20 protein-coding genes are annotated in these 24,536 nt (G+C 46.6%); 8 read left to right on the top strand and 12 right to left on the bottom strand.

Annotation, left to right across the window (positions count from 1 at the left end; all coding sequences use genetic code 11):
- Positions 1–14: 14 nt before the first annotated feature.
- Both ACMVP2_RS23755 and ACMVP2_RS23750 read left to right on the top strand, forming a co-directional pair.
- Positions 15–671, top strand: coding sequence for an HAD family hydrolase (locus tag ACMVP2_RS23755; protein WP_416865398.1), 657 nt, complete (start codon positions 15–17; stop codon positions 669–671).
- Positions 672–673: 2 nt separating this feature from the next.
- Complete coding sequence (locus ACMVP2_RS23750; protein WP_416865397.1) at positions 674–1,333, top strand: DUF4159 domain-containing protein; 660 nt, start codon at positions 674–676, stop codon at positions 1,331–1,333.
- Here the strand turns inward: ACMVP2_RS23750 and ACMVP2_RS23745 are convergent, their stop codons facing one another.
- Positions 1,334–1,912, bottom strand: a complete 579-nt coding sequence (locus tag ACMVP2_RS23745; RefSeq protein WP_416865396.1) for a hypothetical protein — start codon at positions 1,910–1,912, stop codon at positions 1,334–1,336.
- Positions 1,913–2,055: 143 nt separating this feature from the next.
- Here ACMVP2_RS23745 and smc point away from each other — a divergent pair, with 143 nt between their 5' ends.
- The gene (gene smc, locus ACMVP2_RS23740) at positions 2,056–5,613 is read left to right on the top strand and encodes a chromosome segregation protein SMC (protein WP_416865395.1); all 3,558 of its coding nucleotides are present in this window, start codon (positions 2,056–2,058) and stop codon (positions 5,611–5,613) included.
- Position 5,614: 1 nt separating this feature from the next.
- On the opposite strand, the gene ACMVP2_RS23735 is transcribed toward smc, so the two are convergent.
- On the bottom strand, positions 5,615–6,571 hold the full coding sequence (locus tag ACMVP2_RS23735) for a calcium/sodium antiporter (RefSeq protein WP_416865394.1): 957 nt from the start codon (positions 6,569–6,571) through the stop codon (positions 5,615–5,617).
- Positions 6,572–6,731: 160 nt separating this feature from the next.
- On the opposite strand from ACMVP2_RS23735, the gene ACMVP2_RS23730 reads away from it, so the two are divergent.
- Positions 6,732–7,937 carry an MFS transporter gene (locus ACMVP2_RS23730; RefSeq protein ID WP_416865393.1) on the top strand — a complete coding sequence of 402 codons (1,206 nt, stop codon included), beginning with the start codon at positions 6,732–6,734 and terminating at the stop codon, positions 7,935–7,937.
- On the opposite strand, the gene ACMVP2_RS23725 is transcribed toward ACMVP2_RS23730, so the two are convergent.
- The 6 genes from ACMVP2_RS23725 to ACMVP2_RS23700 form a co-directional block, all read right to left on the bottom strand.
- Complete coding sequence (locus ACMVP2_RS23725; protein WP_339791680.1) at positions 7,934–9,010, bottom strand: AI-2E family transporter; 1,077 nt, start codon at positions 9,008–9,010, stop codon at positions 7,934–7,936. The two genes, ACMVP2_RS23730 and ACMVP2_RS23725, sit on opposite strands and share 4 nt — an antisense overlap.
- Before the next feature lie 51 nt (positions 9,011–9,061).
- Positions 9,062–9,826 carry a LytTR family DNA-binding domain-containing protein gene (locus ACMVP2_RS23720; protein WP_339791682.1) on the bottom strand — a complete coding sequence of 255 codons (765 nt, stop codon included), beginning with the start codon at positions 9,824–9,826 and terminating at the stop codon, positions 9,062–9,064.
- Positions 9,826–10,875, bottom strand: a complete 1,050-nt coding sequence (locus ACMVP2_RS23715; RefSeq protein WP_416865392.1) for a sensor histidine kinase — start codon at positions 10,873–10,875, stop codon at positions 9,826–9,828. The genes ACMVP2_RS23720 and ACMVP2_RS23715 overlap by 1 nt, the downstream gene beginning before the upstream one ends.
- 85 nt (positions 10,876–10,960) lie before the next feature.
- Positions 10,961–11,635, bottom strand: a complete 675-nt coding sequence (locus tag ACMVP2_RS23710) for a hypothetical protein (RefSeq protein WP_339791686.1) — start codon at positions 11,633–11,635, stop codon at positions 10,961–10,963.
- 5 nt (positions 11,636–11,640) lie between these two features.
- Complete coding sequence (locus tag ACMVP2_RS23705) at positions 11,641–12,057, bottom strand: DUF2141 domain-containing protein (protein ID WP_339791688.1); 417 nt, start codon at positions 12,055–12,057, stop codon at positions 11,641–11,643.
- Between the two features lie 21 nt (positions 12,058–12,078).
- The gene (locus ACMVP2_RS23700; protein WP_416865391.1) at positions 12,079–14,253 is read right to left on the bottom strand and encodes a TonB-dependent receptor; all 2,175 of its coding nucleotides are present in this window, start codon (positions 14,251–14,253) and stop codon (positions 12,079–12,081) included.
- Positions 14,254–14,404: 151 nt separating this feature from the next.
- Between ACMVP2_RS23700 and ACMVP2_RS23695 the strand changes: the two genes are divergently transcribed.
- Genes ACMVP2_RS23695 through ACMVP2_RS23685 form a run of 3 tightly spaced genes read left to right on the top strand, consistent with a single transcriptional unit; the run spans position 14,405 to position 16,431 of the window.
- Positions 14,405–14,818 carry a nuclear transport factor 2 family protein gene (locus tag ACMVP2_RS23695; protein WP_416865390.1) on the top strand — a complete coding sequence of 138 codons (414 nt, stop codon included), beginning with the start codon at positions 14,405–14,407 and terminating at the stop codon, positions 14,816–14,818.
- A gap of 47 nt (positions 14,819–14,865) precedes the next feature.
- Positions 14,866–15,858, top strand: coding sequence for a helix-turn-helix domain-containing protein (locus ACMVP2_RS23690; RefSeq protein WP_339791694.1), 993 nt, complete (start codon positions 14,866–14,868; stop codon positions 15,856–15,858).
- 54 nt (positions 15,859–15,912) lie between these two features.
- A complete protein-coding gene (locus ACMVP2_RS23685) occupies positions 15,913–16,431 on the top strand; it encodes a hypothetical protein (RefSeq protein WP_339791695.1) in 519 nt (172 codons plus the stop codon).
- A 3-nt stretch (positions 16,432–16,434) separates the two neighbouring features.
- Here the strand turns inward: ACMVP2_RS23685 and ACMVP2_RS23680 are convergent, their stop codons facing one another.
- From ACMVP2_RS23680 to ACMVP2_RS23665, 4 genes are all read right to left on the bottom strand, one after another.
- On the bottom strand, positions 16,435–17,778 hold the full coding sequence (locus tag ACMVP2_RS23680; protein ID WP_416865389.1) for a D-arabinono-1,4-lactone oxidase: 1,344 nt from the start codon (positions 17,776–17,778) through the stop codon (positions 16,435–16,437).
- Positions 17,779–17,851: 73 nt separating this feature from the next.
- Positions 17,852–18,961, bottom strand: a complete 1,110-nt coding sequence (locus ACMVP2_RS23675) for an alanine--glyoxylate aminotransferase family protein (protein WP_339791698.1) — start codon at positions 18,959–18,961, stop codon at positions 17,852–17,854.
- Positions 18,962–19,103: 142 nt separating this feature from the next.
- Positions 19,104–19,466 carry a four helix bundle protein gene (locus tag ACMVP2_RS23670; protein WP_339791699.1) on the bottom strand — a complete coding sequence of 121 codons (363 nt, stop codon included), beginning with the start codon at positions 19,464–19,466 and terminating at the stop codon, positions 19,104–19,106.
- 80 nt (positions 19,467–19,546) lie between these two features.
- A complete protein-coding gene (locus tag ACMVP2_RS23665; protein ID WP_416865388.1) occupies positions 19,547–22,324 on the bottom strand; it encodes an FAD-binding and (Fe-S)-binding domain-containing protein in 2,778 nt (925 codons plus the stop codon).
- A gap of 273 nt (positions 22,325–22,597) precedes the next feature.
- Here ACMVP2_RS23665 and ACMVP2_RS23660 point away from each other — a divergent pair, with 273 nt between their 5' ends.
- Complete coding sequence (locus tag ACMVP2_RS23660) at positions 22,598–24,397, top strand: acyl-CoA dehydrogenase family protein (RefSeq protein WP_416865387.1); 1,800 nt, start codon at positions 22,598–22,600, stop codon at positions 24,395–24,397.
- The last annotated feature ends 139 nt before the right edge of the window (positions 24,398–24,536 follow it).

Below are 24,536 nucleotides of genomic sequence, written 5' to 3'. Positions count from 1 at the left end.
AACCACGCAAATACATGAAGCCAGCCGCCTTATTGTTCGACATGGACGGAGTGATCGTAGACAACCACAAATTTCACCTGAGAGCGTGGATGGAGTTTTCAAAGCGACATGGCTTCCACCTTGACGAAGTCGAGTATAAAAAACACATCAACGGAAGGACCATTTCGGCTACTATGGCCCACTTCTTCCCTGACGAAAAAAACCCGGATGTCATTCAGGCCCTTGGTGCGGAAAAAGAAGAGATTTACAGAGAGTTGTATGCTCCCCATCAAAAACCAACACCCGGCCTGGTCGACTTCTTGCGCCTGGCCATGGGTGCTGGGATTGCTGTGGGCGTCGGCAGCTCGGCACCTCCGCAGAATATTGCCTTCACTTTGGATGGACTTGATCTTCGGAAGTACTTCGCCGCAATTGTAAACGGCAGTGAAGTGAGCGTGGGCAAACCTGCGCCTGAGGTGTACTTGAAGCTGGCAGAAAAGCTTGGTGCCAAGGCGCAAGATTCCATTGTGCTGGAAGATGCGCTGTCGGGGATTGAGGCCGGAAAGAACGCAGGAGCAAAAGTGATTGGACTGGCTACAACCCACCCAGCCCATGAAATCAGCCATTCAGACCTTGTGATAAACGATTTTAACGGACTCACCGTTGATAAGCTAACGTCTCTTTTTAAGTAATTATGAAGAAAGTTTCCTTTTTGGTACTTATTATGTTGAGTTTTGGCGCTATCGCCCAGCAGGATAACACAATGAAAATTGCCAAGCTGAAATATCACGGGGGTGGCGACTGGTACGCCAATAAGACTGCACTACCCAACCTGGCCAAATTTTGTAACGAAACCCTGGGCACGTCCCTTGCGCCGTCCGAAGATGCTGTTGACGTAGGCAGTCCTGAGATCTTTCTCTACCCATATGTGTACATGACTGGGCATGGCAACGTCCTGTTTTCCGACCCTGAAGCTACCAACCTCAGAGAATACCTCATTTCGGGTGGATTTTTACATATCGATGACAATTATGGTCTCGATCAGTTTGTGCGCCTCGAAATGAAAAAGGTGTTTCCGGAACTGGAGTTTATAGAGCTTCCTTTTTCACATTCCATTTACCACCAGAAATATCAGTTTGCTGAGGGCCTGCCCAAAATACATGAACACGACGGCAAAGCCCCCATGGGGTATGGTCTTATTTATGAAGGAAGGCTTGTTTGCTTTTATTCTTACGAGTGCGACCTGGGAAATGGCTGGGAGGATCAATCGATCTACAACGACCCGGAAACCGTGCGGCAAAAGGCACTGCAAATGGGCGCCAACATTATCGCCTACTGTTTCACCAGCTTCTGATCAATACTTTCTGTTGAGAATTTCGCCAAGGATAATCGCCTTTTTGGCGCCGTCCTGATCGGAAAGCATATCTACTATTTCATCACGAAACGCCGAATTGTCCTCTTCCTTGATCTCAAATTCCTTGAATCTGCTTTTGGCCCTTTCCAGCTGTGCAGAAAGTTCGTCGTCTTTGCTGTGATCAATATGGATCGACTCCTGATAAATCCTTTTTGTTTCTTCATCAGAAAAAAGCCTGGTGTGGCTTCCTTCTTTCACCGTGGCAATGTCCTTGTCCTCCCACTCATCATGCACATCTTCGTAGTTTTTCACCTCAGACGGGAACTCGAAAGAGCGGCTGGGCTCAGGAGCTGGCTGTGGAGTCGGCTTTGGTGCAGTTTGCCCTCCGCTGGTCAGCTCTTTAAGTAAGTCTTCAAAGCTCATTGGTGGCGTGGACGTCGGCTCCTGCTGACCTTCATAGTCGTCATCGCTTTGAGACCTTCTCTCCTGAACCTCAGGTGGTTTTGGCTTCTTCTTCAGGTTTCTGACCACAAAATAAATAATGGCCATTACAATATAAATGACGACGTCTCTATCCATATACCTCAAATATAAGTCATTGAATGTTATTTTTGCTGTCTGCCCCAAAAAAGAGGACAAGTATCAGCGTAATGTTGATAACTAGCCCGCTTTGAGCCCCATTTTGTTGATAACATTTAAAGGTTAATGAATATTTTTGCCGCATGCAGTTGACGAAACTTGAGATTCGGGGGTTTAAGAGCTTTGGGGATAAAGTGGTGATCAACTTCGATGAAGGCATCACCGGCATCGTTGGTCCAAATGGCTGCGGCAAGTCCAATGTGGTCGATTCCATTCGCTGGGTACTTGGCGAGCAAAGGTCACGCATGCTCCGTTCCGACAAAATGGAGAATGTGATCTTTAACGGAACAAAAAAAAGAAAGCCTACCAACCTGGCTGAGGTTTCTCTCACTTTCAACAACACCAAAAACCTCCTCCCTACCGAATATTCTCAGGTCACCATCACCCGCCGCTACTACAGGTCGGGCGAAAGTGAATATGAGTTGAATGGCGTTACGTGTCGGCTGAAAGACATTTCCAATCTTTTTCTTGATACCGGAATAGCATCAAACAGCTACGCCATTATTGAGCTTAAGATGGTCGACGATATCCTCAACGACAAAGACAACTCAAGGCGTGGCCTTTTTGAAGAGGCAGCAGGTATCTCAAAATTCAAAGTTAGGAAGAAGGAAACGCTGCGGAAGCTGAGCGACACCGATGCCGACCTTGCCAGGGTGGAAGATTTGCTTTTTGAGATAGAAAAGAACCTGAAAAGCCTTGAAAAGCAGGCCCGCCAGGCGCAGCAATACTATAAAATAAAAGAAGAGTACAAGGAGGCCAGTATAGCCCTCGCCAGGAAAACAGTTGAAAAGCATCAGCAATCGTTTCGGGATGGCAAGAGCAAAATCGAAACTGAAAATGACCTGAAGCTAAGCCTGAACCGGCAGCTTGCTGAGAAAGAAGCGGCTATTGAGAAGTCGAAAGCCGATTTGATCGCTAAAGAAAAGCAGCTCAGCTCACGGCAAAAAGCGCTGAATGAGCACGTAGGCAAAATAAGGTCGTACGAGAGTGAGAAAAAGATCAAGAACGAAAGGCTCCGCTTCCTTAATGACAAGAATGAAAATCTCAGAGAGCAGATAGAGCAGGACAGGAAAAGCAATGAGCGGGCGTCCTTTTCTATTGAAAGCCTTACCAAGGAAAAACAGGTAGCCGACAAAATACTTTCCGAAGTTGCAGTCAAACTCGACCGGCTCAAGGGTGAGTATGATCACCAGAAGACTGAAACAGCAGCACTTCAGGAGGAGGTGAACATTCTGAACCGCAACTTCCGCCAAAAAAGGGAAGAAGTGTACCAGCTGACAAAAGACTTAGAAATAAAACAAATTCAGCTGTCTACACTTAAGCAGGAGCTGGACAAAGCAGCCTCCGACACGACCGAGCAGTCGGCTAATCTGGAGGAATTTGAAATCAAGCTGCAGGAAGTAGGCGAACTGAGAGCTGAGAGACAAAAAGAGATCGACAAGCTTAAGTCAGAAGAAGAAGCAGTTCAAAGCAGAATTGAGAGTATTGGCAAAACGCTGGAGGTGATCAAAGAAGAAGGCACCCAGGTGAGCCGTAAGCTTGATGCCCGGCAAAATGAGTATGCGCTAACAAAATCGCTGGTAGAGAACCTGGAAGGATTTCCGGAAGCCATCAAGTTCCTGAAAAAGAACTCTTCCTGGGGAAAAGATGCGCCTCTTCTCTCCGACGTCATCACCTGCCCCGAAGAATACAGGGTAACTATCGAGAATTTTCTCGAGCCTTACATGAACTACTATATAGTAGAAAGTGAGGCGAATGCCTATCAGGCCATCAACCTGCTGAGCGACGCAGCCAAGGGCAAGGCCCATTTCTTCATTCTGGAAAAGTTTGACAAGTTCAAGCCTACAAGCACCAAGATCATCCAGAACGCCATTCCCGCCACTGAGGTGGTGGAGTTTGACGGCAAGTACAAAAAGCTGGTCAGCTTTATTCTTGACAACGTTTACATTTCCACCAACCACCACACCGACCTTCCTGATGTAGATGACGCCATCTTTATTACAAAAAATGGAAAGGTTACCCGTCGTCATTATTCCATATCAGGCGGAGCAGTAGGGCTTTTTGAGGGAAAAAGAATAGGCCGTGCCAAGAACCTGGAAAAATTGGCCGTCGAAATAAAGGCGCTCAACAAGAAGCTCGACGAAATTCAGCAGAGCATCGAAAGCAATCAAGCTGACCTGAATGCGTTGAAAGCATCGAGCAAGAAAGACAAAATTGAGGCCCTCCTCCCTGACCTGAATCAGATCAACGAGGAGTATGTCTCTATAAGAACCAAGCAGGAGCAATTTTCGAAAATGCTTACCTCCAACACTACAAAGAGGGAAGACATTATCGACAGGATTGAGGTGCTCACTGAAGAGCTGCGAACGCTGCAACCAAAAGCAGAGCGTGAGCAAGACCTTCAAAAAAGCGACGAAGAAGACCTGGCTTCCAAAAACAGTGAATTACAGGTTTTTCAGGAAATTTTAAGTCAAAAATCGGCAGCATTCAACCAGGAAAACATTTCGTACCACCAGCAGGAGAACAAGGTAGCCAGCATAGCCCAGGAAATTAGTTTCAAGGAAAACACCTACGAAAGCTCCAAAGAACGGATTGAACGCAACCAAAGTGAGTTGAAGCAAACCGAGGAAGAGATCAAAGCCCTGGTGGAAAAGGCGGAGATGAATGACGATGAGTTGGTGGCGATGTATTCCGAAAGGGAAGCAATAGAAGCAGGCGTTAACGAAGCAGAAAAGGAGTACTACAGCAGCCGTGGGCTTATTGATGAACTGGAGAAAGAAAGCCGGGAGATTCAACGTCGGAGAGAAAGCACCGACCTGATGCTTATGGAGTTTCAAAATCAGCTGAACGAAACCAAGCTGCAGCTGAGCGCTGTAAAAGAGCGGCTTTCCGTCGAATTCAATATCAACCTCGATGATTTACTCAAAGAAAAAGAGCCGGAGGAAGGCGAAGAAGTAAAAGAAAATCCGTTTGCCGATATTTCCGACGAAGAGCTAAGGGAGAAAGTCTCAAGGTTCAAAACCAGAATTGACAACATAGGCCCGATTAACCCGATGGCCATGGAGGCCTTTGAGGAAATCAAGGAGCGCTATGACTTTATCATCAAAGAAAAGGATGACCTGATCAAAGCCAAAGAGTCATTGATCAGCACGATAGGCGAAATTGACGCTGTGGCCAGAGAAACCTTCCTCGATGCCTTCGAGAAGATCAGGGATAACTTTATCAAGGTATTCCGATCTCTCTTCACCGAAGAAGACGACTGCGAGTTGAAATTGCTCAACCCCGACGACCCGTTGGAGAGCCCGATTGAGATCATGGCCAAGCCAAAAGGCAAGCGGCCATTGACCATCAACCAACTATCAGGCGGTGAAAAGACGTTGACAGCCATCTCTCTGCTGTTCTCTATTTACCTGCTAAAGCCGGCCCCGTTCTGTATTTTTGATGAGGTTGACGCTCCACTCGACGACGCCAATATTGACAAGTTCAATAACATCATCAGAACGTTCAGCAAGGAATCGCAATTCATTATTGTGACGCACAACAAGCGTACTATGTCAAGCACCGACATTATTTACGGCATCACTATGATCGAACAGGGGGTATCGAGGGTTGTGCCTGTTGACCTGAGAGAACTGGCTTGATCTAGTTTCGATAGATCAGGTAGCCCGTGTAGCCAACAAACGCCACCAGAAACATAACTGCTTCTACCCTATCAAGCTTGTTGCGGTTGAAGGTGAACATGAAGAGCAAGAGGGCTACGGATCCGAAGAAAATCACGAAGAAATCCATGTTCAGGGTGGCATTGTAGGGAATTTCCCGAATGCCTCCGTTGATTCCCAAAATGAGCAGGATATTAAAAATATTGGAGCCCACCACGTTGCCAATGGCAATGTCTGTGTTTCGCCTAAAGGCGGCGACGGCCGAAGTGGCCAGCTCGGGCAGCGAAGTGCCTGCTGCCAAAATGGTTAGTCCAATCAGCTTTTCGCTTAGCCCGAAACTTGCTGCAATTGCTACAGCGTGATCTGTTACAAGTTTGCCTCCTCCCACCAAAAGTGTGATGCCGACGGCAACGAACAAGACTGACTTGAGCAAGGTCATTGTTTGAATCTCATCCTGCGGCTGGGTTTCGTTTTTCGCCTGCCTGATGATGTAAGCCATAAATAGACCAAAAAAGACCAGAAGCACCAATGCATCTATCCGTCCGAGCGAATTGTGATCGGCACCAAAAAACATGGCATCGTTGACCAGAAAGAAAAGAAGCAGCGCAGAAAACAATGAGTAAGGAATTTCGTATTTCACAGTCGTCCGTTGTACACTCAATGGATAAATGACTCCTGCCACTCCCAGGATGAACAACAGATTGAATATGTTACTCCCGATGATGTTCCCGAACATGGCATCGTTCAGCCCGCTGGACGAAGCAAACAGGTTTACGGTGAGTTCCGGAGCAGACGTACCGAAGGCAACTACGGTAAGTCCGATCATTAAATTGGATACGTTGATTCTTTTGGCAAGAGACGAGGCGCCGCTAACCATCCAGTCAGCCCCCTTAATGAGGATAGCGAATCCTACCAGCAGCAGGACGAAGTGAAGAGTCATAAGGTCGATTAATTAGGTTAAAAAGCTAAGAAATGTAAGAATAAAAACGGCCAGATTATCTTCGAATAGATAAAATTTTTTATTGAATAATTCTATTTCTGAATTATTCCCACTTTTTCAACTTCAACATATAAAAAATTCCGAATATCGCATCTTCAAAATGACCAGAGTCTTAACCCTTTACAAAAATGCATTTGGCGGGCTTTCACAGGCGGCATGGATATTGGCGTTAGTCATGCTCATCAATCGCAGCGGGTCAATGGTTGTCCCATTTCTCAGCGTATACCTTACCGCCTCACTAGGCTTTGATTTGGAGCAAGCGGGCATCCTTCTGAGTCTTTTTGGTGTCGGCTCCATTGCAGGCGCATTTATCGGCGGCTGGCTTACCGACAAAATTGGGCACTTCCTTGTTCAGTTTATTAGCCTTGTGGGGGGTGGAACTTTGTTTTTTTTTGTAGCAAACCTCACGGAATTCTTGCCGTTATGCATTGGCATATTCACTATCAGCGCCGTGTCGGAAATGCTGCGACCGGCCAACTCGTCGTCAGTAGCATACTACGCCAAGCCAGAAAATGTAACACGGGCTTTCAGTCTGAATAGAATGGCGATTAACCTGGGCTATTCTTTTGGACCGGCCGTTGGGGGAATTTTGGCGACTTTCTCTTACAACCTACTTTTCATCGTTGATGGAATCACCTGCATATCGGCCGGGGTGCTTTTCTTCTTCTATTTCAAAAACAAAAAAGGGAACGAACAAAAAGAGGATGAAAACAAAGTTACCTCTTCGCCTCTCAACGCACTAAAAGATTGGCGATTTATGCTTTTCGTTCTGTTGGTGCTGTCATTTGCCACTGTGTTCTTTCAATTGTTCATGACCCTTCCGCTGTATTATAAAGAGGTCTACCAACTGCCCGAGTCACAAATTGGATTACTGATCGGACTCAATGGATTTATCGTCTTCCTGCTGGAGATGATCATCGTGTACAGTGTGGGTGAGCGATTCAGCATCAGGCGGCTGGTGATGATCGGCAGTTTACTCAATGGATTAGCCTTCATTATTCTCAACCTGCTGCACAGCGAGCCCATTCTCTACGTAGCCGTGCTGATCATCAGTGTTGCTGAAATTATGGCGATGCCGTTTATGGCCACCTACACCGTACAAAGGTCGGGACCAAAAACCCGGGGGATTTACATGGGTATGTACTCTTTTGCCTATTCAGCCGCATTTGTGCTGGCGCCTGCGTTGGGTACTAATATTGTCAGGGCATTCGACTTCACCACGCTGTGGTGGATTTGTGGGGTTCTTTCCATTGGAACATCTGTAGGATTTTTCCTATTACTGGCCCCGGCAAAACAGAAAATTTAGTCTTTCTTTTCAGTCGGCTTCACATTCCACTCCTTCAAAAAGATGGCATAGGCATTGAGAGAGGGCACCTCTTCCAGAATAATTTTTACAATTCCGACGAGCGGTATGAAAAGTATCATTCCGGATACGCCCCACACCAGGGCCCCAACAATAAATGATAAGAAAACAGCAAAAGCATTTATTTCGGTTGATGAGCCAACCACCCATGGTCTGATAACATTTTCCTGTATCATGTTTGCCAGCCAAAGCAGCCCAACGAGAAGTAAAGGTGTCAGCAGCGAATCTTTTGTTACCAAAGCATAGCCCACCACTATTATCATTGCTATGAGATTTCCCACGTAAGGGATGAGATTAAGAATGGCCACCAGAATGGCAAAAAACAAAGCATACTCCAATCCCAGTGAGAGAAAAATAATGATGTCCATGGCTGCGGTGATAGCCGTAAACAGGCTAATGCCTACAATGTAACTACGCAACACCTTTTGGATTTTACCAAAGACCTTCCTGATCGTTTCCTGATTTGATTCGCTATACTTTTTCTCAATGAACCGGGAGGGTAGATCCCTGTACAGGAGAATGAAATAGATGTAAATAGGCATTAGAAAAAGGTCAAAGAAAGACTGCCCGACAGATGTAATATTGCCAAACAGCCACTTGACAACGTCTTCTAGCTGGCTGCCGATCATGCTCTTCAGCTCCTCGGTATCATCTGCAATGCCCAGGTCTTCAACAATAAACTGCTGAACCTTGGTAATGCTGGAAGAAAACCTTGTGGAAATGGACGGAAGATCCTTGCTTATTGACACCACTTGCGCTGAAAGCGTGGCCAGAATGCCAACTATGACTCCGGTAAACAACAGCACGGCTATGATAATTGCCAGCCCCCTCCTCATTCGTTTACTTTCCATCCATTCAACAAAAGGCATCATAAAAATGGCGAAAAAAGATGCCCAGGCCAGTGGCACCAGTAATCCACGGGTAATCATAAGCACCCAAATGATTACAACTATCAGCGCTATTGTATAGAACTGCCGTTGTATTCCGCTGATTTCCTTTTTAGCTGAAGACGCCATTTAGTTTGCCTTTATTTCATCTATGAAAATACCATTCAAAGGTCTCTAAAATTAACGATCCAGCCACATTTTAAAAGCATTTACTTTTTCCCTTGCAACAACAACGTCCGTGTCGTTGCAGTTATGCAACACCAATTTCAATCGGCTATTGGACCAGGCAATGATGTCTTTGATGGACTTAAACGACACTATGTACTTCCTGTTTATCCTAAAAAAGGCTGAGGGATCGATCAGCGCCTCTGCCTGGTCAAGGGTAAAGTCAATGATAAACCTTTTACCTTCCCTGTTTTGAACAAAAGTGGCTTTCTCCTGACTTACAAAATGGTCAATATCAGCTACCTCCACTGATTTCAGGTGATCGCCCACCTTAATGATAAATCTTTCTTTGTAGCTTTTTGCTAACCCCGCCAAAAGGTTTTCCAGCTTATCAATCGGCAAACCTAGCGAACCAGCAGGTGGTTTGTTCAAACTGTTAAACTTCATGAGGGCCGCTTTCAGTTCGTCATCGTCAATGGGCTTTAACAAATAATCAACGCTATTCACTTTGAAGGCCTTGATGGCGTATTCATCGTAGGCAGTAGTGAAAATAATGGGAACCCTCACCTCTACCCTCTCAAATATTTCAAAGCTCAGCCCATCGGCCAACTGAATATCGAGAAACAACAAGTCGGGAGCTGGCTGGCTGGCCAACCACTCCACTGTTCTCTTTACTGAATCGATCTGGGCAAGAATTTCTACGTCGGGCACGATCTTTCTGACCATCTGGGCCAGTCTGTCGGCCGACAGCTTTTCGTCTTCAACTATTAAAACCTTCATTAAACTTTATCGAGGGTTAAAAGCGGCAGGGTTACCTCAAACTTGCCGTTCTCCTGTGTGACAATTACTTTCTTGCCACTCAGAAACTCATACCTGTCCTTAATATTGTCTAGCCCCGTTCCTGAAGAGGGCTCTCTGGTGTGCTTTACCTGAAGCGTATTGGAAACCCGCAAGGTTTCCTCGTCAACTGAAATAGCGATTGTCAGGGGATGTTCTTGCGAAATTTCGTTGTGCTTGATGGCGTTTTCTACCAGCATTTGAACTGACAATGGAGGCACCACTTTATGCATATATGCATCAGGAACACTTATGTCATATTTGAGGTTATCGCCAAACCGAATCTGCTGCAGGAAGAGGTAGTCTTTTACAAACCTTAGTTCTGTAGAAAGGTCTATCAGCTCCTGCTTTCTTGACTCCAGCACAAACCTATACACCTCCGACAGCTTCTTAATGAACTTCACAGCAGTGTCCGGATCTTGATGAACAAGTGAGGTAAGGACATTCAATGAGTTAAACAGAAAGTGCGGATTGACCTGACTTTTTAGTGCTTCGTACTGAGAAGCCATCTGCTCCGACTTTAGCTTTTCAAAGTTAATAGCTGTTTGCCTCCAGCTGATAAAAAACTGCCGCCCAAACAAGAATGTCATGATCAACATGGTGCAGAACACCGGAAAGACGAGGTTATACATGAATCCAGAGGATAGCAGTGTGGCTAAATCCTTCCCCATGTATGCCACATAAAATAAGTAATAGATGATAGATGCTGCAACCAAAGTATACACCACCATGACAACCAAACCCACCCACAGCCGCTTGCCTGGTGCCTCCAGCCAGCTTATCCGTGTTTCTATAATTTCGGAAAGATATTGATTACCCTTCCAGAAAAACAGCCAGAACGCAGCATTAAGACAAAAGATGGCTACCGTAAATGAATTAAGCTCACTAAAGCAAGAACGGCAGGAAAGGTAGCCACCAATTAAGCCCCCGGCTACAATTAGCAGGGTAATTTCCTTTAACTCCCGTAGAACAGTCTTTCTGGTGATTTGCATCTCTGTTTTTGAAGAAAACCAAACGAAGCTTAAAGTGCAACAGGCTCGATTAATTTACAAGTATTTGATGAGCCATGGTGTAACTTTAGTTCCCCTCTCCCTCAGCCGGTTTCTGGCAATTTTTCAGCATTTGCTCGGCCGACCCCTGCCCCCAGGTGGGTGAGAAATCTCCATTGTCCTTTTGCAAAGCGTAGTTCTCTACTGCTTTGGTGAGCGTTTGGCAAGAACCCTCGTGTCCCTGGCCGAAAAAGCTCTCTGTGCCGTCCTGCATTTGGGCCATGAAAAGCCTGGCTCTTGGGTTGGTTGGATCCATTTGTATGGCTTTGCCAAATGTTTGAAAAACCCTCGTGGACAAAGTCTGGCCCCTCGTTCCCGGGTCAAAGGCAATGCTCAACATATCGGTGTACCCTTGCATAGTAATCAGCTCCACATTGTCGGGAGACACCGCCAGGCCAGCTTCCACAAACTTCCTCGCCCGGTTCATTTTTTCATCCTGCAGTGCCAAACCCTCCTCTTTTGTGGCCATCCATGCATAGGCGAGCGCAGCGTAGTAGCTTGGCTGCCATTTATCCTTTTCCACATTGGCAATTCTCTCAAACTTATTGGCGGCATTCTGCCAGTTCTCCTTGCCACCTTCAGCAGAGAACAACTGCTCCAAAGCGGCTTTCATTCCTTTTTCATAGGAGCTCTGCGCTTTGATGTCGGCAACTGAAAATAAGACCAAAAGAGAAGCTACTGCTGTTATTTTAAGTGTTTTCATGGCAATCAACGGTTAAGTTTTATTTCAATAGACGTATCTTTTTTGAAGCTGATTTTGGTTTGCTCAAAGCTGGGAGGTCCAAAATTCCCCATGGCGTTGTTGCTAAAGCCGTAGGGCTCAGTAGGGATGACCAGAAAAGTGTCGAGTTCGCCATTTTCATTTTCATCATGAATCACACTCACCGCATAATCGCCATAAGGCAGGTTTTCAAAAACAAGCTCCTGGCCTTCGGCTGTTGCTTTGGCTGAAATACCCTTTATTGGCTCTTTCAGAAAATTGTCTTCCTTGTCGAACAAGCCTACCATTACCTGGCCTTTCAGGTCTCCCAGATTGGTAACTTTTACTACCAGCCTGCCCTGGTTGTCGCCGGCCTGGCTTTCAATGCCAGCCAGTAGCAAAATCATCATGAGTACATTTTTCATCGTTATGATATTTAAGTTGAATTATAAGTTTTCGAGTTGATTCTTTGACTTGTCTTTCGAGAGTGTAATGAAAACTCCAAGGAACAAGAAACGTTTAGCTGGCTGCCCAATAGCTCTCGACTCAAACACACCGTCGCTGTTTGGGTTGTCTGCAAACTGGTAACCGAAGACATTGTCCCGACCTAGCAGATTGGTGGCTGAAGCATAGAAGATAACCTGCGGACGAAACAGATAAGCTATGTTAAAGCTGAAGTCCTGATAGCTGGGAAGCTGGCTGTTCATGACCCCATCTTTGTTGGGGTCGTTATAGTAGCGGCCGCTGCCATAAGAGTAAGTAAACCCAACCTGCGACTTGATGGCGTCAATAAAGTGCTTGTAAACGAAAGAGAAGTTATGTTTCGAAGCAAACCCAGGCACCGCTGACGACTGAAATGTGAGATAGTCTCTTTCGGTATCGAGAAATGAATAGGACACCCAGTAGTCGATGTTGCGGAACGTTTTGGCGTCTCGGAAGAAAATATCCAACCCATTGGCGTCGCCATACCCCTTATTGTTGAAGTAGGTTGGGTTATAAGGTTCGTTCCCATTGTATTTCACTAGCTTATCATACGCCTTCATGTAGCCCTCTATTCTGAAGGTTCGGTTGTTTTTTTGAATTTGGTAGTTAAGGATGTAATGAGAGGCAACTTCAGACGAAAGGCTGGTAGTTACCCGAAAGCGTTCATTATCTGGCGTTTGGTAAAACCTTCCATAAGCGAAGGACACCTGGCTGAATGCTGTGGTTTTGTAGGCCAGCGATGCTCTTGGTGCCAGGTTCCAGCTATCAATGAGAGACGAATACTCCAACCTTGCTCCCGTTCTGAACACAAACTTATTGGACAGGTAAACATCAGCCTCTGCAAACGTAGCGGGCAACGTCTCCGTCTTTTCATTGATCAGACTTTGCCCTTCTGCTGCTGTAATGTTATCGGTGAAATCTCTGACAATTACCTCCTGACCGAGCTTAAGCGTCACCTTCTCGTTGCTATCGTTAGTGAAGACTGATTTCACATGCCATGCATGCTCTCCATTGTCAACACGGTCGGCGTCGAAGTCAATATTGTCTTCCGAAATGGTTTGGCTAACACCTCCGCTATAGTACCAACCACCTCCCAGTTGGTTTTTGTAAGTGGCATTCAGGTAGCTGTACCCATTCTTTATGGCAATTCTATTGCTGCCGCCCGGGCTGTTGATATCAGGCTGACGAAGCGCAAAGGAAGCATTGGCAAACGAGCCATAAAGCTTGAAAATTCCGCTCTTCCCACTTTTTTGTCTTACCATAAAAGAACCGCCCAGCGATTCAGAAGGCTTTTCCCAGTCATATGCCTGGTTGATCAGCGACTGATATGGCTTCAGGTTAGTATAAGCAAGCTCTCCGAATACGGAACCCCTCTCCCATCTTTCAGTGTGGCTTGCGCTTCCACCTACACTCATCAAAGAAATGTGAGACTCGGTTTGCTCGGGGAGGTCAAAGGTGTTGAGCACCAGGGCCGACGACATCGCCTGACCATATTCAGCGCTGTAGCCGCCTGTACTGAAAAACGTGCCTTTGAACAGGAAGGGAGAAAACCTTGAGCGACCTGGCATATTGGGGCCGCTGGTGTTGTAGAAGCTGTTCATTAGCATGCCATCAACAAAAGTCCTGGTTTCTGTGCTGGCCCCTCCCCGCACGAAAAGCCTTCCCGACTCTCCTACCTTTTGAGTTCCTGGCAGTGTGTTCAGCGCTCCAGGAATGTCGGCAGTGGCCCCGGCAGTCATGGCAATGTCGAGCGGCTTGAGCACCACCGATTTTTTTTCATCACTTGCTTCGAAAGTGCCTGCTGTAATGGTGACACCGTCGAGCTTGTTGATTTCCTCCTGGAGCTGGATGGTCAGCTCTATTGGGTTGCCTTCCAGCTTCACCTCCGTCACATGCTTCTTGTAGCCGATAAACGTCGCCACTACCTGGTGGTCTCCGGCTTCCTCAGTTTCAAAGGAAAACGCCCCTTCCATGTCTGTGGTAGCACCATCATAAGTGCCGTCAACATAGATGTTGACGCCGGGAATAGGCTCACCTGATTTCTCGGTAATCACCCCCTTGATGTTTGTTTGCGCAATAAGTGGTGTTGAAAAAAGTAGCGCCAGAACATAAAAAAAGATTTTGAGTTGCTGTATCATTGAATCACTTGTTTGTCGTTGAATGATTCAAAGGTGCCATGCTCCCGACCGCTTTAATAATAGAAGTGACTGAACTGTAGAAGAAGCCGGATGAAATGACGCAGGGTTTGGATGGATGTTTTTATCTTTAATCGACCTTGAATTGAAAAGCATGAAAACCATACTCTTTTTCTTCGCATTTGCGCTGGTAGCCACAGTCAGCCAGGCCCAGCACTCAACCGACCCTGTTGACGTAGTGAGCCGCCAGTTGGACGCCTACAATGCCAGAGACATTGACAAGTTTCTTGACACATACAGCGACACCGTCAAGATTTACAACTACCCCGACAGGCTAATTATGGACGGAATTGGCAGCCTTAGAAAAGGATACGAAGGTTTCTTTCAAACTGCCGTTGACCTCCACTGCGACATTGTCAACCGAACTGTTTTAGGCAATACGGTTATTGACCACGAAAGTGTGGTCTTTGACAAGAACAAACCCCGGCTTGAAGCAATTGCCATTTACAAAGTAAGTAACGGCAAGATCTTCGAAGTGCGCTTTATCAACGCCAGAACTGGCTCTTAGGGGGCGCCAGCTGTCGGTTGTTTACCAGGTACAAACAAATGAATCGGATGCCCGCAAACGAACTAACACTTCTGCTATTTAGCCTGGGGGCTTTTCAGGGGGTTTTACTTTCCGTATTACTCAAAGTAAAATACCGTCGTTCTGAGTCTGACCACCTCTCGCTGATTTCTCTGTTCTTTGCGTTACTGCTTGCCTTTTATGTGGCCTATTGGGCCAAACTGGGTACGCCCACCTACCTGTGGTGGGTTCAATACCTCACTTTTCTTATCGCTCCGCTTTTCTATTTTCTCATTAGAGGCATGTCAATCCAACAGGCAACAAAGTGGCCCACACTCCTTCATTTTCTTCCCTTCCTTGTGGCCGTCTTCGCTCTATACATGCCGGTAAGCCCTATGTTTCTTTTCGTCTTGCAGCCGCTTCACCTGGTTATATATGTGGTTCTTTCCTTCCCATTCGCAAGAGGCAGGCAAGACAACGTTCGGCGCTGGCTATTTGTACCATTGCTGGCCTATGCCCTGCTGTTTGTGCTCTACTCCATTATGGTTGCCACAAAAACACTGACTTTGGAATTTGACTACCTGATTGCCGCCGCTTCATTCTTCTTTATTTATGCGCTGTTGATCAAATCTTATCTCCAGCCCCAATTCATCAACCAACTCGCTGTAGAAGAAAAGCTGAGCACCTACATTTCGGAAACAGTACTTTCACAAATCGAGCGCCATTTCAGGGAGTGCAAGCCCTACCTGAATGGTGAATACAGGCTCAACGACCTTTCGAACGACTTATCATTAAAGCCATATCAGCTAAGTGAAATTATCAACCAGAAATACGATGGATTTAACAAGCTGCTCAACGACTACCGGATAAGGGAATCCATCCACCTTCTGAATGACACAAATGAAAAGGTGATCGACATAGCGCACCTGAGCGGTTTCAACAACAAGGTCTCTTTTTATAAGTCGTTCAAAAAAGTAACAGGGAAAACGCCGGCGGAATGGAGAAACGCTCATAAAAGACCAGTTAACATTTCCATGGATTAACTCCTTTTGTCTTTTTTCAACATAGATTGACTGGGAATCAAAAACTATCAATCTATGAAAAGGATCATCTCAATTGCTCTGGTAAGCTTCGGCTTTGCGGCACATTGCCAGGAACTTCAACTTAGCAAAATTGACACAACCCAATACTTCGACTTTTGGTTAGGAAAATGGAAAGCAACCTACGACGAGGGAGATGGTGTGCAACAATACGGCATCAACATCATTGACAAAATTCTCGACGGAACAGTGGTTCGAGAGACTTTCGAACTCCACGGCGGCCAAAACAAGGGTTTCAAAGGCACGAGCATCTCCATTTACCAGCCCCAGCTTAAGAGATGGAAACAGGCCTGGGCTGATAACCAGGGTGGCTATTTCGATTTCGAAGGTGAATTTGTGGGGGACAAACGAATCTTTAAAACCCAGGTATTTGAGCGGGGCGACAAGCGAATCCAGCAGCGCATGGTGTTTTACAACATCCAACACGACTCGTTTACATGGGACTGGGAACTCTCATCGGATGGAGGAAAAACCTGGGCGCTGAGCTGGCGGATTTTGTATGAGAGGATTGACTAATCGCTACCCTTCATAAACATTCAAATCCAAATACTCATTCCTGAACTTGCCTTGTGGGTCATATTTTTTGACTAGCTCCAAAAACGACTGATATTTTGGGTATCTGCCATGCAAAGTTTCGGGAGCTACGGTGAACAGCTTGCCCCAGTGCGGCCTCACTCCGAACGGGGCGAGCTCAGCTTCAATCATCGGCAGCAGCTTTCTAACTTCTTCTGGATTTTGCTTCCAGGTAAAATGAATGGCTACGCTTGGCTGCCTGTAGGCTGTGCTCATCCACAGCTCATCGGCTGCTATGGTGCGAATTTCAGTGATCATCAATTGAGGAAAGATCAGGTCACGTTTTTTCTCCAGCGCCAAAATAGCGTCAACGGCGTTTTCCATGGGTACGAAAAACTCAGACTGCAGCTCCTCGCCACTGCTGGGCGTAAAGCCCATTTTGAAGTGTGGCAGGCGGTCGTACCAGGGGCCGGGCTTACCTAGTTGCTCGGTGCAATTTTCAGCTGAAAGGCGGGTAATGGGATGCAGGTTTTGGGTGGCAGCAGTTGCTCCGTAGAATTCAACGCAGGCATCTGTTATTTCCTCGTCCATCCGCCGTTTGATCCACACCTGGCTGATCACCTGGTTCTGCCAGTCAGTAAATAAGCTGACGCTGTAGCCGGCAGACATAATGGCTTCAAAATCTTTTTCCAAAGATGCCAGCGGCAAATTCTGAAAAACGTCCTGCCTCACATCGAAGGTCTTCTCAATAGCGAGCGTCACTTTCGTAACAATGCCCAATGCGCCAAGGCCGACGACTGCTCCATAAAATTCAGGATCGTCTTCTGTCAATTTCACCAGTTGGCCGTTGCCATCTACCAGTTCGAGTCCCTTCACAGCACTTGCCAGGTTTCCATTCCCCACACCCGACCCGTGGGTGGCTGTGGCAGCAGCGCCTGCAACAGAAATATGGGGCAGAGAAGCCAGATTGTGCAAAGCGAAGCCCTTCTGATGAAGCTCCGGGGCAAACTCGCCATACCTGGCGCCCGACTCTACCGTCACCGTCATCGCCTCCTGATCAATCCCCAAAACTTTGTTGAAGTTTTTGGTGGATATCTGATTTTCGGGGCTGTCAGCTATATTGTTAAAGCAGTGCTTGGAACCCAACGCCTTCTGACTCGAAAGCTTTCTAACAAGCCCCTGAAGCTCCTCGGTGGTTTTGGGTTCCAGAAGGTTCTTCGCTTTGTACTGGTAATTGCCCGCCCAGTTCTTTCGAATTTCCGACGGTTTATCTTCGCAGGAAACCAGCGGCACCATCATTGATCCGGCTACAAATGCTCCGGTTGTCTTCAAAAACTCCTTTCTCTTCATCGGATGTCAGGTATAGGTTGGCAAGAAGTTAGCTATTTTCCTGATGAATGCCCCACCTTCATACCTCAATTTCCTAGAGCATCTCTTCCAATGCACCCACCAGCATATTCACATGGTTTTTGGTACAGCTTTCGCCCATAATACCTATTCGCCAGATTTTGCCGGCAAACACGCCTAAGCCCCCACCAACTTCGATATTATAGTCGTTTAACAAACGAGTTCTGAGCGCAGCTTCGTCGACACCCTCAGGTAAGTAAACGGCATTCAAGTTCGGCAAACGATGCTGCTCATCTACCACAAACTTAAAGCCCAATGCCTCCAATTTCATCTTCAAATAATTGTGCACAACCTCGTGCCTGGCCCAGCGCTCTTCCAAGCCTTCCTCTAAAACAATATTCAATGCCTCGTGCAACGCAAAAATGGCAGACACAGGGCCGGTGTGGTGATAGGCCCGCTTCGCTCCTGCCCAGTAGTTCTTCACCATGGTTAGGTCCAGGAACCAGCTTTGCACTTTGGTCTTGCGATTGTCGAGGACTTTCACGGCTGCTTCAGACAAGCTTACCGGCGAAAGCCCGGGAGGGGCACTGAGGCACTTTTGCGACCCTGAGTAAATAGCATCTATGCCCCATTCATCGACTTTAAGGGGGGCTCCTGTGTAAGAAGTAACGGCATCAACAACGAGCAGCGAACCTGCATTGTGCACCAGCTCACTTATCTCCTGCAACGGCTGCATGGCTCCGGTGGAAGTTTCAGCGTGGACAATGGCTACCAGCTTTGGCTTTGGGCAAACATCCAACACTTTTTTGATCTGACTCACTTCGGTTACCTTGCCCCAGTCGGTGTCAATTCTGTGAACTTTTGCACCGCAGCGCTCGGCTATATCGACCATCCGGCCACCAAAAACGCCATTGACGCAAATGATGCACTCGTCGCCTGGCTCCAGCAGGTTGACCAGGCAGGTCTCCATGCCGGCCGAACCTGGTGCTGACACAACGAAGGTGAGATTGTTCTTGGTCAACAATGTTTGCTGCACCATGCTTTTCACCTCGTCCATCATCCTGACAAACTCAGGATCAAGATGCCCAATTAGCGGCGAAGACATGGCCTTCAGCACTCTCGGGTGTGCATCTGACGGGCCAGGGCCCATTAGTACTCTATGAGGGGGATTGAATCTGTAAGTCATATATCAATAGGGGTTTGACTAGTATTATCTTAATTCCTGTTTCGGTCTGTACAAAGTTTGCAGTTTAATAGTTGAGCATTTGAGTATTTGAAAGAATCTTGATTACCTATCAAACATCCGTAATGCCCAGTCTTCCATTCTGTCACCTTTTAAGCTGAGTATTTCTCAATGCGTTCAATTTGTTGCTTATCTCTTCAACCATGGGTCTAAGCTGATCCACTTCTTTCTCCTCGATATAATTTAAATCGGAAGCTATCAAAAGCAAATTCGACACTTCCATCAAACTGCCATATGCTATCTCGGTAAAACGAGCTTGGTCCTTTCCTGAATGTCTGCTGCTCCCTTCGGCAATATTGCAGTTTATAGAAACACATGCTCGTCGTATTTGAGATGTCATTCCAAATTTTTCATCGTCCGGAAACTTCTTCGAAAGAGTGTACACTTTCCTGATAAGGATTCTCCCTTTCTGCCAAACTTCTAACCTTTCAAAGTAAAACTGGTGCATAACGTATCTTTTTCAATTTATAGTTCAAATCTCCGATGACCCAAATACTCGACTCCTCAAATATTCAGTTCCTCAATTCCTCATCCTCCTTTCGCACTACTCACTTCATCCAGCAACTTCATCACCGATTCGTAATTTTTACCCACAGCTTCAGACAGTGCTATCTCACAAGTCTTAGAGGTGGAATAGTATCCGTCGTACGTCTCCTGTTTTACTTCAGTCGACTCTTTCTTTGTCGCCGCCTTCGTCAACTCAGGGTAGTAAAACCCACGATCGCCGGCCATGCCGCAGCAGCCCGCAAATTCCGGAACCTTCACCTCCTTAGCACAGGCTTTGCCAATTCGTTTTAACTGATCGAGAGAGCCCATTTTTTGCACCGAACAGACTGGATGAAACGCAATTTTGTCTTTCTGTGCTGAAATATGCAATTGTGGCAACACTATCTCGGCAGCGAAATCAATTACATCATGAATGATCAGTTTGTCAAACCGCACCTTGTTGGCATCGGTAAGATACGGTCTGCTGGATTTTATGGTCTGAGTGCAGCTTGTCACGTCCAGCACCACCGGAATTTTTCCCTCCTGCGAGCTTTGCCAAAGTCGTTCAATAGCCTGGTTGGCAGTGAACTTGTATGCCTCTGCAAAGCCTTTGGAAGAGAAGACTTGCCCGCAGCACGTCCCTTTCAACTGATCGGGCAATACGATATTGATATTGGCTTTTTTGCACACGGACAGAAAAGCTCTCACTCCATCGCCATCCATCATCCTTGAAATGCAACTTGAGAAGTAAACGACCGACTGGCCCTCGCCCGGTGCACTGCGACCCGCCTTAAAAAGCTCCCTGATAGCCGATTTTTGAAAGTGATTGGACCAGAGCGGCATACCTGGAATGATACGTTTCATTCTCGAAGTCAGCTTTGGCATGAACTGCTGACCGAACAGCTTGTTCAGGAGAAATCCTTTCCAAAGTGCCAGCCTGGTGCCGCTCTCAATCCATTTGAAATTCCTGGCAACACCAACGGCTACTTTATTTTCAAATGACGAATGGTTTTCCCGCCTTAATCGCTTAACCAAATCGCCTGTATTAATATCAACCGGACAATTGGTAGCACACATCCCGTCGACAGCACAGGTTTCTATGCCATCAAAAGCATAGTCTTTCAACAGGGCATCTTTTGTAGCATGGTCTCCCGCCATTTCTGCCCGCTTGATGGCCCTTCTAATGCCAATTCGCCTCCGGGGAGTTAAAGTATAGTCACGACTGGGACAGCTATTTTCACAGAATCCGCACTCAATGCACTTGTCGACCTCTTCTTCCACAATTGGCATCACCTTGAGGTTGTGAACATGGCATTTTTTGTCTTCGGTGATCACAATGCCTGGGTTGAGCAAGTTGTGCGGGTCGATCAGCTGCTTCAGCCTTTTCATAACACTGTAGGCCTCGGGCCCCCACTCTGTTTCCACATAGGCCGACACAGCCCTGCCAGAGCTATGCTCCCCTTTCAAAGCGCCGTCGTACTTATTCAGTACCAGGTCAAACAAGTCATCATTGAACTTCTCATACAAGGCTATTGCCTCCGGAGTAGCGTAACTTTGCGAAACCACAAAGTGCAGGTTGCCATCCTTCGCATGACCGAAGATGATCCCATTTTCATACTTATGCTTCACGAAAAGCTGTTGAACATCTACGACAGCCTCTCCCAGCCTTTCGACTGGGAAAGTAAAGTCTTCCATTAGTGCTGACGTGCCTTTCGCCCGCATGCCAGCCACTGAAGGGTACATTCCTTTTCGGATTTTCCAGTACAGCGCCTGCTCAGTTGGGTTTTGCGTAAAGATTGGCTCAAATAGCATCGGGAGCTTCGCCAAAGTCGGCTTCGCTATTTCGTATTTAGCGTCCAGCCGCTCCTGCGTACTTTCCTGGTATTCACACAAAATGGCCGAGGCCTGCTCAGGCAATGTTTTAATAAAATCAGGAACCCCGGGCATGTCTTCCACCGATCTGAGCGATGCTCTATCCATAAACTCCAAAGCCTCGGCTCCAGTATCCCTCAGTGCCGCAATGGTGTTACATGCCTCGGCGGGATTGTCAAAATAGAGCATGCCCGTCATTTTGAAGGGAAAATCAGGAATCGTATTTAACACTGCTTCAGCGATAAATGCCAGCGTCCCCTCTCCCCCGATAATCACATGCGTCAATATATCGAGCGGATGGTCATAGTCTAGAAAGGCATTCATACAATAGCCCACGGTGTTCTTTTGCTTGTATTTTTTGCGAATACGGGCAACCAGGGCCTCATTTTGCTCGACCTCTTGTTTCAGTGCCAACAAGCTGCTTGCTATTTCTTTGCAGTCTTTTAAAAATCTATCATAGTCTTCCTTCCTCTCTGTGGAAAAAACCTGCCCATTGGGAAGCACAAAAGTGAGATGCTTCAGCGTGTGATAAGAATTATTGACCACACCACAGCACATGCCGCTTGAGTTATTGGACAGGATACCCCCTATCATGGCAGCATTGATCGAAGCTGGATCCGGCCCTATTTTTTTACCAAACTTCTTTAGGTGAATATTTACATGAGCGCCAATGGCTCCCGGCTCCACCCTAACGGTTTCTCCATTATTCTCCGGTGTCACCTTTCGCCAATAGTTACTCAGGTCGGCCAATATGCCATCAGAAACGGATTGGCCAGACAAACTGGTGCCTCCCGCCCGGAACGTAATTGGGATGCTCAGCTCCTGCGAAACAGCGAAAAGCCGTTGAATTTCGTCAACTGTGATGGGCTGTACCACAGCTTTTGGCACCAGGTAAAAATGGCTGGCGTCGCTTGCGTAGGCGTAGCGGTCAATCAGGCGTGTTTTCACACGTGACCTGGGTAGTATTTTTAAAAGGGCGTCTTCAAGCATATCTCAAAATCTTGAGCTCGGGTTCACGGCTCATTAACGCTCCATATTAACTGATTTCGGGGAAAAAATCTTAGCTAAACTGATAATCGGTCAACAATGATATGTGCGATCGATATCCTGAAATTTTTCATGCCAATTTATTATGCATGCATACTATTTTTCTTTACATTTGAAATAGTATGCATGCATACTATTTATTCGAATTACAAAACTTAAAATTCTTCATTAGCCATGGAAACTACAGTTGCCAAAGATGCCATCAAGGGAGGTGAATTTCTGATCAGAGAAACTGAAGCCGACGAGATATTTATTCCTGAGGAGTTTTCGGAAGAGCAGAAAATGATGGCGGAAGCCACAAGAGATTTCATTGAAAAGGAAATCAAGCCAAACGTAGACAGAATGGACAGTCTTGAAGAGGGTTTTATGCCAGGAGTGCTTGAAAAAGCAGGTGAGCTGGGGTTATTGGGCATATCCATTCCTGAGCAATATGGCGGCCTTGGCATGAGCTTCAACACAAGTATGCTAATTGCAGATATTGTCAGCTCGGCCGGCTCATTTTCTACCGCATACGGTGCGCATACGGGGATTGCAACACTCCCCATCTTGTACTATGGCAATGAAGATCAAAAAAATAAGTATATCCCAAAGCTGGCCAGCGGGGAATGGAAAGGAGCCTACTGCCTCACTGAGCCAGATGCGGGCTCCGATGCAAATTCGGGTAAAACAAAAGCCGTTCTTTCATCCGATGGCAAAAACTACCTGATCACCGGGCAGAAAATGTGGATTTCTAATGGTGGGTTCGCTGACTTTTTTATTGTATTTGCCAAAATTGATGACGACAAGAACCTTACCGCATTTCTTGTAGAGCGCACGTTCGGTGGCATCACCATGAATGAAGAAGAAAAGAAGCTTGGCATCAAAGGGTCATCTACCCGCCAAATCTTCTTCAACGATTGTCCCGTACCTGTCGAAAACATGCTTTCAACGAGAGAAAATGGTTTCAAGATAGCGGTTAACATCCTCAATATAGGACGTATTAAACTTGCGGCCGGCGTTATTGGCGGCTGCAAAGAGGTGGCCACTATGAGCACCCAATATGCCAACGACCGCAAGCAGTTCGGTGTTTCCATTTCGTCTTTCGGTGCTATTCAGCACAAATTGGCTGAGATGGCGGTTAAAACCTATGCGACAGAATCGGCCTGCTACCGGGCGGGTCAGAATATCGACGACAAAATCACCGACCTTATTGCGAACGGAATGCCTGAAAATGAAGCCAAGCTGAAAGGTGTGGAGCAATTTGCTATCGAGTGCGCCATTCTTAAAGTGCATGGCTCCGAAGTGTTGGACTACGTGGTTGACGAGGGTGTCCAGGTTTATGGTGGTATGGGTTTCTCTGAAGAAGCACCAATGGCCAGGGCCTACCGGGACGCCAGAATCACCCGAATTTATGAAGGCACCAACGAAATCAATAGAATGCTTCTCGTGGGCATGGTGTTGAAACGAGCCATGAAAGGCGAGCTCGATATACTACAGCCAGCGATGGCGGTGGCCAAAGAACTTACCTCAGTCCCCTCTTTTGCATCACCAGACCTTACCAAGCCTTTTGCAGAAGAGAAAGAAGTATTGAAGAACCTGAAGAAGGCCATATTGATGGTAGCCGGCAAGGCGGCTCAGACTTTTGGGCCTAAACTGAATGACGAGCAGGAAATACTGATGTGCATTGCCGACATGATGATTGAGGTATATGTAGCTGAGTCGACATTGCTGAGAACTGAAAAGCTTGTGTCGAAAACCGGAGAAAGTGCCAACGCTCTTCAGGCAAAACTTGCCCGTGTATATTTGGCCGAGGCAGTGGAAAAAGTGAACAACGCCGGAAAAGAGGCAATTGCCGGTTTTGTGAAAGGCGACGAACAGAAAGTGATGCTCATGGGGCTGAAGCGATTCACCAAAATGAATCCTGTCAACACCATACAGTTGAGACGTGAGATAGCCAGTGTGATGATAGAGAAATCAGGATATCCGTTGGCATAGTAGGATAAGTGGATAGTAAATTTAAAATCCGCCCCGACAAGGCGGATTTTTTTTGCGTTATAATCAAAAATAGGGATGCTTTAGTAAGCTTTTTTGTGAATTAGAAATCAAAACGGTGCTTTGATTGTTTACATTAAAA

The sequence above is a fragment of the Imperialibacter sp. genome, assembly GCF_048007035.1.
In the GTDB taxonomy this organism is placed as follows: Bacteria; Bacteroidota; Bacteroidia; order Cytophagales; family Cyclobacteriaceae; genus Imperialibacter.
The sequence above is the reverse complement of the archived record's forward strand: the minus strand, read 5'-3'. Positions and strand labels throughout refer to the sequence as shown.